General features: G+C 63.3%; 13 protein-coding genes. 5 read left to right on the top strand and 8 right to left on the bottom strand.

Annotated features, from left to right (window positions below):
- Positions 1-229 precede the first annotated feature (229 nt).
- Entirely contained in the window at positions 230-880 is a 651-nt protein-coding gene (locus LDZ21_RS01550) for a PilN domain-containing protein (protein WP_244793900.1), read from the bottom strand.
- Positions 877-1,878 (bottom strand): pilus assembly protein PilM, encoded by a 1,002-nt coding sequence (pilM, locus tag LDZ21_RS01545; protein ID WP_244793899.1) that lies wholly within the window; start codon positions 1,876-1,878, stop codon positions 877-879. The genes LDZ21_RS01550 and pilM overlap by 4 nt, the downstream gene beginning before the upstream one ends.
- A gap of 251 nt (positions 1,879-2,129) precedes the next feature.
- On the opposite strand from pilM, the gene LDZ21_RS01540 reads away from it, so the two are divergent.
- Entirely contained in the window at positions 2,130-4,541 is a 2,412-nt protein-coding gene (locus LDZ21_RS01540; RefSeq protein WP_244793898.1) for a penicillin-binding protein 1A, read from the top strand.
- 43 nt (positions 4,542-4,584) lie between these two features.
- On the opposite strand, the gene cyaY is transcribed toward LDZ21_RS01540, so the two are convergent.
- Positions 4,585-4,902, bottom strand: coding sequence for an iron donor protein CyaY (gene cyaY / locus LDZ21_RS01535; RefSeq protein ID WP_035967641.1), 318 nt, complete (start codon positions 4,900-4,902; stop codon positions 4,585-4,587).
- 35 nt (positions 4,903-4,937) lie between these two features.
- On the opposite strand from cyaY, the gene lptM reads away from it, so the two are divergent.
- Positions 4,938-5,261 carry an LPS translocon maturation chaperone LptM gene (lptM, locus tag LDZ21_RS01530; RefSeq protein ID WP_244793897.1) on the top strand — a complete coding sequence of 108 codons (324 nt, stop codon included), beginning with the start codon at positions 4,938-4,940 and terminating at the stop codon, positions 5,259-5,261.
- A 63-nt stretch (positions 5,262-5,324) separates the two neighbouring features.
- Entirely contained in the window at positions 5,325-6,587 is a 1,263-nt protein-coding gene (gene lysA, locus LDZ21_RS01525; RefSeq protein ID WP_244793896.1) for a diaminopimelate decarboxylase, read from the top strand.
- A gap of 57 nt (positions 6,588-6,644) precedes the next feature.
- Here the strand turns inward: lysA and msrQ are convergent, their stop codons facing one another.
- The 5 genes from msrQ to LDZ21_RS01500 all read right to left on the bottom strand — a co-directional run bounded on the left by msrQ (position 6,645) and on the right by LDZ21_RS01500 (position 12,704).
- Complete coding sequence (gene msrQ / locus LDZ21_RS01520) at positions 6,645-7,295, bottom strand: protein-methionine-sulfoxide reductase heme-binding subunit MsrQ (RefSeq protein ID WP_244793895.1); 651 nt, start codon at positions 7,293-7,295, stop codon at positions 6,645-6,647.
- 3 nt (positions 7,296-7,298) lie between these two features.
- The gene (gene msrP, locus LDZ21_RS01515; RefSeq protein WP_244793894.1) at positions 7,299-8,288 is read right to left on the bottom strand and encodes a protein-methionine-sulfoxide reductase catalytic subunit MsrP; all 990 of its coding nucleotides are present in this window, start codon (positions 8,286-8,288) and stop codon (positions 7,299-7,301) included.
- A gap of 127 nt (positions 8,289-8,415) precedes the next feature.
- Positions 8,416-9,618: a c-type cytochrome biogenesis protein CcsB gene (gene ccsB / locus LDZ21_RS01510; protein WP_244793893.1), complete on the bottom strand. Its 1,203-nt coding sequence runs from the start codon at positions 9,616-9,618 to the stop codon at positions 8,416-8,418.
- Between the two features lie 4 nt (positions 9,619-9,622).
- Positions 9,623-11,854: a cytochrome c biogenesis protein ResB gene (locus tag LDZ21_RS01505; protein WP_244793892.1), complete on the bottom strand. Its 2,232-nt coding sequence runs from the start codon at positions 11,852-11,854 to the stop codon at positions 9,623-9,625.
- Between the two features lie 175 nt (positions 11,855-12,029).
- Entirely contained in the window at positions 12,030-12,704 is a 675-nt protein-coding gene (locus LDZ21_RS01500) for a c-type cytochrome (RefSeq protein WP_244793891.1), read from the bottom strand.
- 289 nt (positions 12,705-12,993) lie between these two features.
- Here LDZ21_RS01500 and yihA point away from each other — a divergent pair, with 289 nt between their 5' ends.
- A complete protein-coding gene (gene yihA, locus LDZ21_RS01495; protein WP_244793890.1) occupies positions 12,994-13,647 on the top strand; it encodes a ribosome biogenesis GTP-binding protein YihA/YsxC in 654 nt (217 codons plus the stop codon).
- Between the two features lie 270 nt (positions 13,648-13,917).
- A complete protein-coding gene (gene hemB / locus LDZ21_RS01490) occupies positions 13,918-14,916 on the top strand; it encodes a porphobilinogen synthase (protein ID WP_035967629.1) in 999 nt (332 codons plus the stop codon).
- Positions 14,917-14,936 lie beyond the last annotated feature (20 nt).

Raw genomic sequence — 14,936 nt, 5'->3', positions numbered from 1 at the left:
TCCGCTTTGCGTTGGGTTGCGGCGAGCGCGGTGCGGGCGGCATCGCGCTGGCTCAGACCCGAAGCGAGCCAGCCTTCGACGCCCAGCGCGAACACGCATACGAAAAGCGCGAGCGCCGTAAGAGCCGTGCGGCGCGTCGACCACGCGTGCAGCGGGCGAAGCAGCGCAGTGCGGGCGCGCCCGTGCGAGTGCGAGCGCAAGCCCCCGGGGACAGTCATCGTCAGGGTGTTCATTGCGGTTTCCTTTGCATTGATGTTTTCACCGGTGCGGCCGTGGTTTTCGCTTCAGCCGACGCATAGCGCACCAGCGCGATGAATTCATAGCGATCGATCGCCGGCGCGACGGCATCGCGCTTCGCGGATGGCCCCGTCTCCACGCGCCGCTTCATCTCCACGACCTCGACCGACTGCACGCCGCGCAAGTCCTCCAGCCGTTTGAGCCAGCGCGCCGCCGTCTGGGAATCCGGGGCAAGCGCGGCAAGCTCGACTTCATCGGCCCGCTGGGAAACGCGTTGCAGAACCACGTCCGTGCGCGGCGGCGCATCCGCAAGCGCTTCCAGCAGCGCAAGAAACCGGTCGCGCGGTCCGGCGAGCGGTTGCGCCGCGTCACGCGCCCGGCGACGCTCGGCCTCGGTGCGAAGGAGGCGCGCGTGTTCGTCGATAGCCGCGTTCGATGTGCGCAGCGTCGCTTCCAGTGCGATACGCCGCTCTTCCAGACGCGTGCGTTCGAATGCGTCCCAGCCCGCGACGCCTCCCACAGCCGCGCATCCGGCGAGGCTGGCGACGGCCAGGATCGCGAGCCGCTGCCGTCGCAGCGCACGACGGTTGCGCGACCGGTACGGCAGCAGATTGAAGCCGTCGATGGTGGCGGCGCTCGTCATTGCAGTACCTCGCGCAATGCGAGCCCGAACGCGGTGGCGAAAAGCGGCGAATGCTTCATCGCGGCATCGATTTCCGACGCGCCGTTGCAATACGGCGCAGCCTCGAACGGCAGCGCGGGGCAGCCGACGATCTTCGCCAGCGCCGGCAGCGAAAGGCCCGCGTTCGTCAGCAACTGCGTCTGGCCGCCGACGTACGCGCAGTCGATCGGCGTCGTTTCGCCCGCCAGATGGCGCAGCGCGTCGGCGATGCTCACGTATTCCGGTGCCGGATAGCGCGCCTCGCTCTCCACTTCGCCGGCGCTCACGACCCACGCGTGCAGCCCCGAGCTTTCGAGCCAGCAAGCGAGATAGCGCGCATCGGCGTCCAGTTCGACGCGGCCCGAATGACGCATCGCGCGCAGGGCCGCGGCCGGTTCGCCGTCGATGGCGCACAACGCGATGCCCGCTGCCGCCGCTGTTTCCACGCGCGCCTCGACGTGCCGCCTCGCCGTCGCCGCGATCGTCACATGGGCGTTCCCGTCGTCGCGAGCCTCGACGGACCAGTCGACTGCGAGCGCGCCGCGCTCCATGCCCGATGCGCGCTCCGCCTCGGCGAGCACCGCCGGCTCGAGCAAGCCGCATGGATCGCTGCCGATGTCCGGCACGTCCGGCTGACGCGCCTCGATCAGCCGCGCGAGCGGCACCCGCGTGGTCAGCGTCGCCGATGCGGGGAGGCCCATCGAACAGCGCAGCGCGCTCCACGCGCCGTTCTGCGGCATGCGTTCGACCGCTTCGCGCAACGCCGCAGCGACGGCCGCGCGATCGACGAAATCGCCGCCCACCACCGCCCCCGCCGCGATTGGAACCGCATCCAGATGCTCGACGCACACGGTCGAATCCCGCTTCAGCCGCCGGCTGAGAACCGCGAGCCGCACTGCGTCCTCGCTTATGTCGATACCCGCCGCGAACCGGCGCGTGACCGTCAGCACCGCGCCGCGCAAGGCGCTTTCCTTCTTCATGTCCACTCCTTCCGTCACTCGCGCGCCGAAACATTCGCGCGCTTTCGATGCACGAATTCTCGTGAAGGCGGCACACGGCGAACATTGGGCCGAACGGCTAACGCGAGCGATGACACGATGTTTTCGCGGGACATCGCGCGTATCTTGGCAATAGGGAAAGCGACGCGGATTGCATTGGACTGTTACCCGAGTGCCTAGGAAATTCCCGAAACCCGGACGGCTATAATCCCGGGACTGTTTTTGGTGGTGCTATGCAATCCTCTTCCCCGACTAATCCGCCGGCCACGCCGCCCGAAGGCCCGATAAAGCCTCGACGTTCGTGGTTTGCGCGGCTGCTTCTAGGCTCGCTCGTCTGCGTTTTCGCGCTGATCGTCTCCATTGCGCTTGTGTTCGGCTATGCGCTCATCGTGGCGATGCCGAACCTGCCATCGCTCGATGCGCTCACCGACTATCGGCCGAAAGTGCCGCTGCGCATCTACACCGCCGATCACGTGCTGATCGGCGAATTCGGCGAGGAACGCCGCAGCGTCGTGCGCATTCAGGAAGTGCCCGATCGCCTGAAGAAAGCCGTGCTCGCAATCGAAGACGCGCGTTTTTACGATCACGGCGGCGTCGATGTCATGGGCATCGTGCGCGCGGGAACGGTTGCATTGTCGAATGGGCATGCATCGCAAGGCGCGAGCACGATCACGATGCAGGTCGCGCGAAACTTCTTCTTGTCGAGCGAAAGAACGTACACCCGCAAGATTTACGAGATGCTGCTCGCCTACAAGATCGAGCGTGCGTTGGCGAAGGATCAGATTCTCGAGGTGTACATGAATCAGATCTATCTCGGACAGCGTGCGTACGGGTTTGCGAGCGCGGCGCGCGTCTATTTCGGCAAGGACCTGAAGGAGATCACGCTCGCCGAAGCGGCGATGCTCGCGGGTCTGCCCAAGGCGCCGTCGGCGTACAACCCGGTCGTGAATCCGAAGCGCGCGAAGGTTCGGCAGGAGTACATCCTTCAGCGGATGCGCGAGCTGAACTTCATCACGCCGGAAGAGTACGCGACGGCGGTGAAACAGCCGCTCATCGTGAAGGGACAAGGGCGCGAGTTCAGTGTCCACGCGGAATACGTCGCGGAAATGGTCCGGCAGATGATGTACGCGCAATATCGCGAAGAAGCCTATACGCGCGGCTTCAACGTCGTGACGACGATCGATTCCGCCGATCAGGACGCCGCCTATCACGCGCTGCGCAGAGGGCTGATGGACTACGAACGGCGTCATGGGTATCGCGGGCCGGAAGGTTTCATCGATCTGCCGGCGGACGCGGATGACCGTGAACAGGCCATCGACGATGCGCTCGCCGAGCATCCGGACAACGGCGAGATCGTCGCGGCGGTCGTGACGTCGGCGAGTCCGAAGGAAGTGAAGGCGAGCTTCATCGACGGCAACGTGGCCACCATCACCGGCAACGATCTGCGCTTCGTCGCGAACGCGCTTTCGCCGCGTGCGCAGCCGAACCAGCGCATTCGTCCGGGCGCGATCGTGCGGCTCGCGAAAAGCAGCGACGGCGACTGGTCCATCACGCAACTGCCGCAAGTCGAAGGCGCGTTGATCTCGCTCGTGCCGCAGGACGGCGCAATCCGCGCGCTCGTCGGCGGGTTCGACTTCAACAAGAACAAGTTCAACCACGTCACGCAGGCGTGGCGTCAGCCGGGCTCGAGCTTCAAGCCGTTCATTTATTCGGCGTCGCTGGAGAAGGGTTTGTCGCCGGCGACGATCATCAACGACGGCCCGCTCTTCTTCAGCGCCGCCGAAACGGGCGGCCAGGCGTGGGAGCCGAAGAACTACGGCGGCGGCTTCGACGGCCCGATGACCATGCGCACCGCGCTGCAGAAGTCGAAGAACATGGTGTCGATCCGCATCCTGAACAACATCGGCACGAAGTACGCGCAGCAGTACATCACGCGCTTCGGCTTCGATGCGGACCGTCATCCGGCGTATCTGCCGATGGCGCTCGGCGCGGGCCTCGTCACGCCGCTGCAGATGGCGTCGGGCTATGCGGTGTTCGCAAACGGCGGCTATCGCGTGAATCCGTATCTGATCGCCGATATCACCGACCCGCGTGGCGCGGTGGTGTCGCATCCGCAACCGCTCGTCGCGCAGGGCAGCGCGCCGCTCGCCATCACGCCGCGCAATGCCTTCGTGATGAACAGCCTGCTGCAAAGCGTTGCGCAGCACGGCACGGCTGCGAAGACGAATCAGATGAAGCGCGGCGACCTTGCCGGCAAGACCGGCACGACGAATGATTCGCGCGATGCGTGGTTCGCCGGCTATCAGCGTTCGCTCGTCGCGATCGCGTGGATCGGCTACGACAATCCGCGCAGTCTCGGCGACCGCGAAACCGGCGGCGGTCTCGCGCTGCCCGTGTGGATGGAATACATGACCCGCGCGCTGCAAGGCGTGCCCGAGTACAAGCCGATGATGCCGCCCGATGTGAAGTCGCTCGGCGGCGAGCTGTACTACGACGACATGACGCCGGGCCACGGATTCATCGCGACGATCGGGGTGAGTCAGGCGCCGCCGCAGGAAGGCGGCGTGTCGGGCGTGACCGCGCCGACGCCGGATGTCGGCGAGCAGGAAAAGCAGGACATCATGAATCTGTTCAAGGGCCAGTAGCCCTTTTCCACACCGTCTGCTTTTCCCTCACCTCACGAGCCGGTCACGCTGAAAAGCGGATCGGCTCGCCTGCCTGCTCGGTCGAATACTTGCTCAGCGCGGCGAAAAACTCGCTGTCGTCCCGGGTGTCGCGCCACTGACCATCGACGTATTTGTAGTGGAATCCGCCCGACTTCGCCGCGAGCCAGATTTCGTGCTTCGGCGGCTGCAAGTTGACGATCACCTTCGTGCGATTCTCGAATTCCAGCGTCAGCACATTGCCGCTTCGCTCGAATTCGATGTCGGCTTCGGCCGTGTCCACATCGCGCTCGATCGCGGTCAGCACGGCCTCCGCCAACGTCAGGTATTCCTGGTCTGTCATGCTAAACTCCATCGATTCTATGTACAGGGACGGTCATGCGAGTTGTTTTCAGGATGAGCGCGATTGTAGCGGCTGTCAGCGTTTGCGCCGCGGCCACAATCACGCTCGGCGGTTGTGGGCAACGCGGTCCGCTTTATCTTCCCGTCGTGCCTCCCATGCCGCAGCGTCCTGAGAATCTGCAGGATACGCCGCCTTCCGACGTGACTCCCGACGACGAAACCGCCTCGCGCGCCAACCCGGCCCGCGCTGCATCCGGCGACATTCCCGATACGTCCGGCGACGCGCTCTCGCTCGCACCCGAGACGGATTTGAAATCGACGCCCGCCGCCGCACCGAAAGCGGCTTCGTCCGCGTACTGACAGCAAGCCTGTGCGCCTTCCGGCGCATCCCGAACCCGATCCCGATTCCACCCGCGCACACGCATGAGTGATTCCGCATTCCATTATGTCGACGGCGCACTTCACGCCGAAGGCGTTTCCGCCGCGTCGCTCGCGCAGCAGTTCGGCACGCCGCTCTACGTCTATTCCCGCGATGAGCTGACGCGCGCCTATCGCGCTTACGCCGATGCGTGCGCCGGCCGCCGCGCGAGCGTTCACGTCGCGGTGAAGGCCAACAGCAACCTCGCCGTCCTCAATGTGTTCGCGCGTCTGGGCGCGGGCTTCGACATCGTGTCGTCGGGGGAACTGGCGCGCGTGCTCGCTGCCGGCGGGAAAGCCGGGAACACGGTGTTTTCGGGCGTCGGCAAAACGGCGGCGGAAATGCGCGAAGCGCTCGAAGCCGGCGTTAAGTGCTTCAACGTGGAATCGATTCCCGAGCTGCATGCGCTGAACGACGTGGCGCAATCGCTCGGCAAGCGCGCGCCGGTTTCCTTGCGCGTGAATCCGGACGTCGACGCGAAGACGCATCCGTATATCTCCACGGGCCTGAAGTCGAACAAGTTCGGCGTAGCCTTCAGCGACGCCCGCGCGACCTACCGCGCCGCACACGCGATGGCGAACCTGGACGTGGTCGGCATCGACTGCCACATCGGCTCGCAGATTACGGAAATCAGCCCGTATCTGGATGCCATCGACAAGCTGCTCGAACTCGTCGAACAGATCGAAGCGGACGGCATGAGCATTCGTCACGTCGATGTCGGCGGCGGCCTCGGCATCACGTACGACGACGAAACTCCGCCCGATATCGGCGATTTCGTGCGCACGTTGCTCGATCACATCGAGAAGCGCGGCCACGGACAGCGCGAAGTGTATTTCGAGCCGGGGCGCTCGCTCGTCGGCAACGCGGGCATCTTGCTGACGCGTGTCGAATTCCTGAAGCCGGGCGAGGAGAAGAACTTCGCCATCGTCGATGCCGCGATGAACGATCTCGCGCGCCCCGCGATGTACGAGGCGTTTCATCGCATCGTCCCGGTCGCGAAGCGCGATGCGCCGGCGCACAAGTACGACGTGGTCGGTCCGGTCTGCGAAAGCGGCGACTGGCTCGGGCGCGATCGCGATCTGGCCGTCGAACCGGGCGATCTGCTCGCGGTCTGCTCGGCGGGCGCGTACGGCTTCGTGATGAGCTCGAACTACAACACCCGCCCGCGCGCCGCCGAAGTGATGGTGGACGGCGAGAGCGTGCGCGTCGTGCGAGCGCGCGAAGAGGTCAAACAGTTGTTCGCCGGGGAATCGATTCTGCCGGACTGAGCCGCTTCACGCGGTCGACGAAAGAACGAAGGCGACGCTCGACGAGCGTCGCTTTTTTTACGTGCGTGCGTTCCGCGCCCGAAGCCACGCGACCAGGCGCCAGCCCAGCAACACGATCACGATTGCGCCGTAAATCTTGGGCAATTCGAAATCGTGCTTGCCTGCCTTCATCCACCAGAAATGCAGGATGGCGAGCGCCGCGATGAGATAGATCGTCCGATGCAGCGTCTGCCAGCGGCGGCCGAGCTTCCTCACCATCGCCTTGGGCGATGTCACCGCGAGCGGAATCAGCAACACGAAAGCCGCGAAGCCCACCGTGATGAATGGCCGCTTGCCGATGTCCTTCAGCATCTCCGCCACGTCGAACCACTTGTCGAACCAGATGTACGTCGTGAAGTGCAGCACGGCGAAAAAGAATGCATATAGCCCGATCATGCGGCGAAAACGCACGAGCGCGGTCACGCCCGTCAGGCGTCGCACCGGCGTGACGGCGAGCGTGATGCACAGGTAGACGAGCGTCCAGAGCCCCGTCGAGCGCGTGATGAATTCGATCGGATTCGCGCCCAGCCCTGACGTGATGCCAAGCACGACGATGCGCGCCAACGGGTAAAGCATCGCGATGAAGACGGCGACCTTGGCAGGCGCGATCCAGTTTCGAGCCTGTGGCGCGGCGGCGGTAGCGCGTTTGATTTCAGATGCGGTCGGCATGGTTCAGAAGTTTTTGTTGAGGTCCATGCCCTGATACAACGATGCGACCTGATCGCCGTAGCCGTTGAACATCAGCGTCTTGCGTTTCGGCGCGAAAAAGCCGTCCTCGCCGATGCGCCGCTCCGTCGCCTGGCTCCAGCGCGGATGATCGACGTACGGATTCACGTTCGAATAGAAGCCATACTCGCTCGGCGCGTAAGTGTTCCAGCTCGTCGGCGGCTGCTTTTCGACGAAGCGGATTTTCGCCAGCGACTTTGCGCTCTTGAAGCCGTACTTCCACGGCACGATGATCCGGACCGGCGCGCCGTTCTGGTTCGGCAGCACTTCGCCGTATAGGCCGACGGTCAGCAGCGTGAGCGGGTTCATCGCCTCGTCCATGCGCAGGCCTTCGGAGTACGGCCAATCGAGGATGGGCGTCGACAGCCCGGGCATCTGGGACGAATCGGCCAGACTGATGAACTGCACGTATTTCGCGTTGCCCGTCGGCTCGGCGCGCTTGATCAGTTCCGAGAGCGAGACGCCGATCCACGGAATCACCATCGACCAGCCTTCGACGCAACGCAGCCGATAGACGCGCTCTTCCAGCGGCGCAATCTTGAGCATCTCGTCGATGTCATACACCTTCGGATTCTTGATCGCGCCTTCGACCGACACTTTCCACGGCCGCGGACGCAGCGTGCTCGCGTGCTGCGCGGGATCGCTCTTGTCGGTACCGAACTCGTAGAAGTTGTTGTACGTCGTGATGTCCTTGAGCGACGTGGGCTTGTCGAGCGCGACGAATTTCGGGTTCGTCGTCGCTGCGAGCTTCTGGCCTTTGGCATCCGGTGAAGTCAGCGTCGCGTGCGCGATACCGCTCGCGCCGGCGAGACCCGTGGCGGCGAGTGCGCCCATCGACTGCAACACGCGCCGCCGATTTTCGAATACGTGCCGCGGCGTGATTTCGCTGCTGTCGATGTCGTCGCCGTAAAGCGCGCCATTACGTTTGATCCACATGAGACGACTCCCTTTGCATTCGTCGTTACCGGTGCAAACAGCACGGCCGGTGCCCGTATTCCACGTTAGAACGAAAAAAAACCGCCAGCGTGATGCGTGGCGGTCTTTTCCTTTCGATGCGGCCGGATCAAAGCTTGCCGTAGCTGTGCAAGCCCGACAGGAACATGTTGACGCCGAGGAACGCGAACGTCGTCACGATGAGGCCCGTCAGCGCCCACCACGCCGCCGCCGCGCCGCGCAGGCCCTTCATCAGCCGCATGTGCAGCCACGCCGCGTAGTTCAGCCAGACGATCAGCGCCCAGGTTTCCTTCGGGTCCCAGCTCCAGTAGCCGCCCCACGCTTCCGCCGCCCACAGCGCGCCGAGAATCGTCGCGATGGTGAAGAACGCGAAACCGACGGCGATCGACTTGTACATGACGTCGTCGAGCACTTCGAGCGACGGCAGGCGGTCGGCCAGCACGCCGCGCTGCTTCGCCAGATACGCGACCGAGACCATCGCCGAGAGCGCGAAGCTGCCGTAGCCGATGAAGTTCGCCGGCACGTGGATCTTCATCCACCAGCTTTGCAGCGCGGGCACGAGCGGCTGAATCTGCTGCGCGTCGCGGGCGATCGAATACCACATCAGGAAGCCGACCGCCGCGCTGATCACGAGCAGCACGAACGCGCCCATCTGGCGGGTCGCGTAATGCTGTTCGTAGTAGAGATAAAAGAGCGAAGTGATCAGGCAGAACAGCACGAACACTTCATACAGGTTCGAGATGGGAATATGGCCGACGTCGCTGCCGATCATGTACGACTCGTACCAGCGCACCATGAGACCGGTGAAGCCCATCAGCACCGCGACCCACGTCATGCGCGACCCGATTGCGCCGCCCGTCTGCGAGCGCGTCAGCAAGCCGATCCAGTAGAACAGCGTCGCAAGAATGAAGAGCGCGCTCATCCACAGAATCGCAGATTGACTCGACAGAAAATACTTGAGGAAGAAATTGGTGTCCGCGCGGGCGAGGTCGTGCTGATAAAGCTGAATCGATGACAAAGCCAGTACCGCGATCAACGCGATCAGCAAGCGCACCGGTTTCCAGCGCCAGCCGAGGACGACGAACGTTGGCACCGCGCCGACCAGCACGGCCATGTCGTACACGTCCATGTACGCGTGATACCGATTCAGCGCGAAGCCCGCCCCCGCGACCATCGCGAGGGCGAACAGCCAGTCGAGCGCGCCGAGCTTGCGGAAGAACGGACGATCGTCGAACGCGCCGGCATCGGGAAGGCCGGATGCCGGACGTTCCGTCTTGGCGGAGGCGTGAGAGGAATTCTGTGTGAGGTCCATGATCTTACCGTGATGAAACTTCCGAGCTGGCAGCTTCGGATGTCGATTGCGACGAGGCGGCGACGGGCGCGTTCGCCGCAGCCGGATCGACCGGCGATGCGCCGAGAGCCGCCGCCACCGCGGCGCGGGTGCGCTCGAACTCCTTCTCGAAGTCGAGCGTGCGGCGTGCGGTGGACATCGTCATCAGCACGCTTGCGCCGCCTTGTCCTGTATCTTTGAGCCAGAACCAGAGCCGGCGTTCGCGCACGTAGAACATCGAGAAAATGCCGACCACCAGCAGGAGGCTGCCAAGATACACCACTTTTTTACCCGGCGCGCGCGTCAACTGGAATACCGAAGCCTGGATCTGCTTGAACGTATCCAGTTGCAGGAAGACGGGAGAACCGTACAGAAAGCTGTCGGAAAGCGCGTTGATCGACGCCTGCACGAACGCGGTGCTCTTCTCGTCGATTTTCGCGGCGGGCAGGCCGTTCTGTTCGCGGGAAATCTGCCAGACGTCCCACATCGCGCCTTCGAGCATGCGCATCAGAAGGCCCGCGGCTTTCTCCTGCTCGCCCTTCGGCACAGAGCGATCGATAAAACCCGCGATACTCTGGAAGCCGCCAATCATCTGCGGATTCGTGGCTGCCGCGCCGGTTTCGTCCGCTCCGGCGAACAGGTTAAGCACACGGGTCGCGCTCTCCTCCAGATGCTTCTGCATCTCCACGTTCGTCGGCGGCACGGAACGCAGTGCAAAACGATGCGCCGCTTCGGCGCGCGTTGCGGGCGTCGCGAGTGCGGCGCGCAGTTCCATCCACTGCTTGACCGAACCTTGCTCGTCGGCGGGAATGCGCAGATAGCGGAACGGGTCGTTCGGGCTCACGCGCATGCCGGCGAGAAACATTCGCTGCCCGCCGACATCGACCGGCAGCATGTAGTTGCTGTACTCGCGCGCCTGGCCGTCCGTGCCGCGCACCTTGTATTGCACCGACGGGCCGACGTTGCGCAGATCGGTCGGCTTCGAGGTTTTCGCGCCGGAGCCGAGGCGCTCGTCGAACGCATTGCGCAGCGTCTCCTTCTTGCCGACGCCGCGTGCGTCCGGCGTGCCGCTGCCGTCCGTCATGTTTTCGACGTTGATCGCGCGGAAGTCCGTGAATTCGACCGTTTCGCCCTTCGCGCCCGCGAACTGCGCGCCAATCGGCGCGCTGCCGCCGATGGTCCCGTTCACGGGCGACGTCTTTGCGCTGCCGCCGGCCATCGGCCAGGCGGTCATTTCGAGCTTCGAGCCGCCGTCCTGAAAGCTCGACTGATAAATCGACACGCCTTCATACGTGAACGGCTTGTTCACTTCGATACGCGCCGGAATGCGCTTGCCGGTCTTGTGATCGATCACGACGATATCGCTCGCGAAGAGCTTCGGCATGCCGGTCGAGTAGTAATCGACGATGAACTTGTCGAGCTGTATCGAGAACGGCAGATCCTGAATGATCGAGCCACCCGGCTGATTCAAAATCGCGGTGCCGACGTACTGCCCTTCCGGCACCCACGCGTAGCCGCGGAAAGTCGGGTTCGACGTGGACAGGCGATGCTCGGCCGGAATGTCGTTGATGACGGCGTTGGAGTTGATCGGCGTTTTGTCGAACAGCCACATTTGCAGCCTGATCGGCAGGTTGCTGTCGAGCAGCCCGCCAATACAGATGACGACGATCGCCAAGTGCGCCGAGATATAGCCAATCTTCGTGAGCGCGCCGCGCTTGCCGGCGATGAGCGTCGCACCGGTGTCCGTCTCGCGCCGGATGAACCGGTAGCCCATCTTCGTGCCGAGGCGCTCGAGCGTCGCCGCACTCTGCGCGCGATTCGCCGGCGTCACGAACTCGCCCTTGTGATGAAACGCGCGCAGGCTGCCTTCGTGCACGCGGTCTTTCCAGCTCTTGATGTCGGCGATCATCTTCGGGCCATTGCGCACCACGCACAGGGACACGGAGATCACCAGAAAGATCAGGATCAGCATGAACCACCACGCGCTGTAGACGGTGTAGAGGCTCAGGCCGCGGAAAATGTCCGCCCAGAACGGGCCGAACTGGTTTACGTAATTCGGGTACGGGTCTTCTTGCGTAAGCACCGTCCCGATGATGCTCGCTATTGCCAATATGACCAGCAAGGCGATGGCGAAACGCATCGAACTCACGAGTTCGACGAAATGCCTGATGGCGCGGCGGCTAGACTTCGACTGCATACCCGATGTGGTGACGCTCATTCAAACTCCGGCTGACAGCAAAAAAGGGTGGAGACGCCAACGGTCTGACCGACCGACGTCCCACCCTTTTCTTGTTCTCGCGCCTGCCTCTGTGGGCCGGCTTCGTATCGTAGTATGGGCGATTCCGCGCTTTCTTGCTTTTCAGCCGGGAACCGCTGGACGCTGCGTGCTGCGTTTAATGCAATCCGGCGATGTAATCCGCTACCGCTTTCATCTCGGAATCGTTGAGGCGGGACGAGATGGCGTGCATCGGCTCGCTATTGTTGCGCGTGCCCTGCGCGAAGGCGTTCAACTGCGCGGCGGTGTAATCGCCCCACTGCCCCGACAATCGCGGATATTGCACCGGGATACCCAGGCCCGTTGCACCGTGACAGGCGGCGCACGCCGGCACGCCCTTGTCCGCGATGCCGCCACGGTAGATCTTCTGGCCGAGCGCGACGGTGTTCTTGTCGCGCGCATAGTTAGGCTTGGCCTTTTGCGAAGCGAAGTACGCGGCGACGTTGACCATGTCCTGATCCGACAGCGCGCTCGCAATGCCCGTCATGATCGGATTGTTGCGCGCCGGCGCTTTCGCGCCCGGCTGCGTCTTGTAATCCTTCAACTGCTTGACGATGTATTCCGCGTGCTGGCCCGCGAGCTTCGGAAATGCGGCGCCGGCGCTGTTGCCGTCCGCCGCATGACACGCCGCGCAAACCTGGGTGGCGATGGCCTGCCCTCTCGTGACATCGGGCTTGGCCGGCTGGGCGGACTCCGCCGCGCTCGCCGATACCGCAAACCCACTCAAACTTGCACCGAAACCGAAAGCCGCCGCTGCCTTGAGCACCACCAGAGACCTGTACAGTCGGTTCATTCGCGTACCCTGTTTTTCGTCTTGTGAGAATGTGAGGTTCTGCAAAAAACGACGGCAACCGAACATGCCGCAAGATACCCGAACGAAAGGGCTCCAAAGATGCCCTGAAAACTGTCTCGCTCCTTGTTGGGCAACGCCTGCGGCCCTGGATCTTACGCCCTGCGGGTCTTTAAAAATCCGTCGTATTGTACAATAACCCGCTACACGCAAAGACGCCAGTCGGGGCATGCCCAGTATTTGCCGGGGTTCTCAAGGCTTCAGTCATCGCCTCTCTCTCGATCGCCCGCCAATGTCATTTCTGCTCCATCAAGCTCGCTTCTTCACCACCGTCAATCATCTGCGCGACCTTCCGCCGACTACGCAGCCGGAAATCGCGTTCGCCGGGCGGTCGAATGCCGGCAAGTCCACCGCCATCAACATCCTCTGCAATCAGAAGCGGCTTGCGTTCGCCAGCAAGACGCCCGGACGCACGCAGCACATCAACTATTTCGCGGTCGGTCCGAAGGACGCGCCCGTCGCGCATCTCGTCGACTTGCCGGGCTACGGCTACGCCGAAGTGCCGGGCGCGGCCAAGGCGCATTGGCAGCAATTGCTGTCCACCTATTTGCAAAGCCGTGCGCAGTTGCGCGGCATGATCCTGATGATGGATTCGCGCCGTCCGTTGACCGAACTGGATCGGATCATGATCGACTGGTTCGCGCCGACCGGTAAGCCGATCCACGCGCTTCTCACAAAATGCGACAAATTGACGCGACAGGAGATGACCAACGCACTGCGGGCGACGCAGAAAGCATTCGGCGAGTACAAGGCGGCGGGGTATCGCGGTGAGTTGAGCGTGCAGCTTTTCTCGGCGCTCAAGCGCACCGGTCTCGACGAAGCGCATGAACTGATCGAGAGCTGGCTGATTCCCGAACAGGCGGCGTCCGGCGACGCGGCAGAGTGACGGCACGAGCGGCCCGATCAGGTCGTCGGCGCAGGCAAACATAAAAAAACCCGCCGCGTAACGGCGGGTCAACAGCCTAATCGCATAACGATTGGCGCCCGCTCAGGGAGGAGAAGCGGGGAGCGCGGCGCAAGCGCGTTGCTCGATCGGTATGATATACCATTGTCTCAAAACGTTTCCGCGACGCGGGCGGGCTTGTCCCATATGGCTCGAGCGCCCCGGAACCACGTTTCCGATCTCCTTCCGAAGCACATCACATCGAGTCACGTCATGAGTTTCTATCCCCATCATCGTCCGCGCCGCATGCGTCGCGATGACTTTTCGCGCCGGATGATGCGCGAGAACATCCTCACCACGAACGATCTGATCTACCCGGTTTTCATCGTCGAAGGCACGAATGAGCGTCAGTCGATTCCGTCGATGCCCGGCGTCGAGCGCACGTCCGTCGATCTGCTGATGAAGGTGGCCGAGCAATGCGTCGAACTCGGCGTGCCGGTGATCTCGCTGTTCCCGGCGATCGAACCGTCCATCAAGACGCCCGACGGCCGCGAGGCGACGAATCCGGAAGGCCTGATTCCGCGCGCCGTGCGCGAACTCAAGAAGAACTTCCCGGCGCTCGGCGTGCTGACGGACGTCGCGCTCGATCCGTATACGAGCCACGGCCAGGACGGCGTGCTGGATGAAGACGGCTACGTGAAGAACGACGAAACGAGCGAGATTCTCGTCGAGCAGGCGCGCACGCAGGCGGAAGCTGGCGTCGATATCGTCGCGCCATCGGACATGATGGATGGCCGCATCGGCGCGATCCGCGAGATGCTCGAAAGCGACGGGCACATTCACACGCGCATCATGGCGTATGCCGCGAAATACGCATCGGCGTTCTATGGCCCGTTCCGTGACGCGGTCGGTTCGGCGGCGAATCTCGGCAAGGGCAACAAGATGACGTATCAGATGGACCCGTCGAACTCCGATGAAGCGATGCGCGAAGTGCGCATGGACATCGAAGAAGGCGCGGACATGGTGATGGTCAAACCGGGCATGCCGTATCTCGACATCGTGCGGCGCGTGAAAGACGAGTTCCGCTTCCCGACGTATGCGTATCAGGTCAGCGGCGAATACGCGATGATCAAGGCCGCCACGCAAAACGGCTGGCTCGATCACGACAAGGCGATGATGGAATCGCTGCTCGCCTTCAAGCGCGCGGGCGCGGACGGCGTGCTGACGTACTTCGCGCTCGACGCGGCGCGCATCCTGCGGGCATCGAAGTAAATCTGCGCTGCTGATGCGAA

The organism is Caballeronia grimmiae (assembly GCF_022879615.1).
In the GTDB taxonomy this organism is placed as follows: Bacteria; Pseudomonadota; Gammaproteobacteria; order Burkholderiales; family Burkholderiaceae; genus Caballeronia; species Caballeronia grimmiae.
The sequence above is the reverse complement of the archived record's forward strand: the minus strand, read 5'-3'. Positions and strand labels throughout refer to the sequence as shown.

Coding starts and splice junctions, on each gene's coding strand:
- LDZ21_RS01550 (WP_244793900.1), bottom strand. CDS start 880: ATGACGAGCGCCGCCACCATCGACGGCTTCAATCTGCTGCCGTACCGG.
- pilM (WP_244793899.1), bottom strand. CDS start 1,878: ATGAAGAAGGAAAGCGCCTTGCGCGGCGCGGTGCTGACGGTCACGCGC.
- LDZ21_RS01540 (WP_244793898.1), top strand. CDS start 2,130: ATGCAATCCTCTTCCCCGACTAATCCGCCGGCCACGCCGCCCGAAGGC.
- cyaY (WP_035967641.1), bottom strand. CDS start 4,902: ATGACAGACCAGGAATACCTGACGTTGGCGGAGGCCGTGCTGACCGCG.
- lptM (WP_244793897.1), top strand. CDS start 4,938: ATGCGAGTTGTTTTCAGGATGAGCGCGATTGTAGCGGCTGTCAGCGTT.
- lysA (WP_244793896.1), top strand. CDS start 5,325: ATGAGTGATTCCGCATTCCATTATGTCGACGGCGCACTTCACGCCGAA.
- msrQ (WP_244793895.1), bottom strand. CDS start 7,295: ATGCCGACCGCATCTGAAATCAAACGCGCTACCGCCGCCGCGCCACAG.
- msrP (WP_244793894.1), bottom strand. CDS start 8,288: ATGTGGATCAAACGTAATGGCGCGCTTTACGGCGACGACATCGACAGC.
- ccsB (WP_244793893.1), bottom strand. CDS start 9,618: ATGGACCTCACACAGAATTCCTCTCACGCCTCCGCCAAGACGGAACGT.
- LDZ21_RS01505 (WP_244793892.1), bottom strand. CDS start 11,854: ATGAGCGTCACCACATCGGGTATGCAGTCGAAGTCTAGCCGCCGCGCC.
- LDZ21_RS01500 (WP_244793891.1), bottom strand. CDS start 12,704: ATGAACCGACTGTACAGGTCTCTGGTGGTGCTCAAGGCAGCGGCGGCT.
- yihA (WP_244793890.1), top strand. CDS start 12,994: ATGTCATTTCTGCTCCATCAAGCTCGCTTCTTCACCACCGTCAATCAT.
- hemB (WP_035967629.1), top strand. CDS start 13,918: ATGAGTTTCTATCCCCATCATCGTCCGCGCCGCATGCGTCGCGATGAC.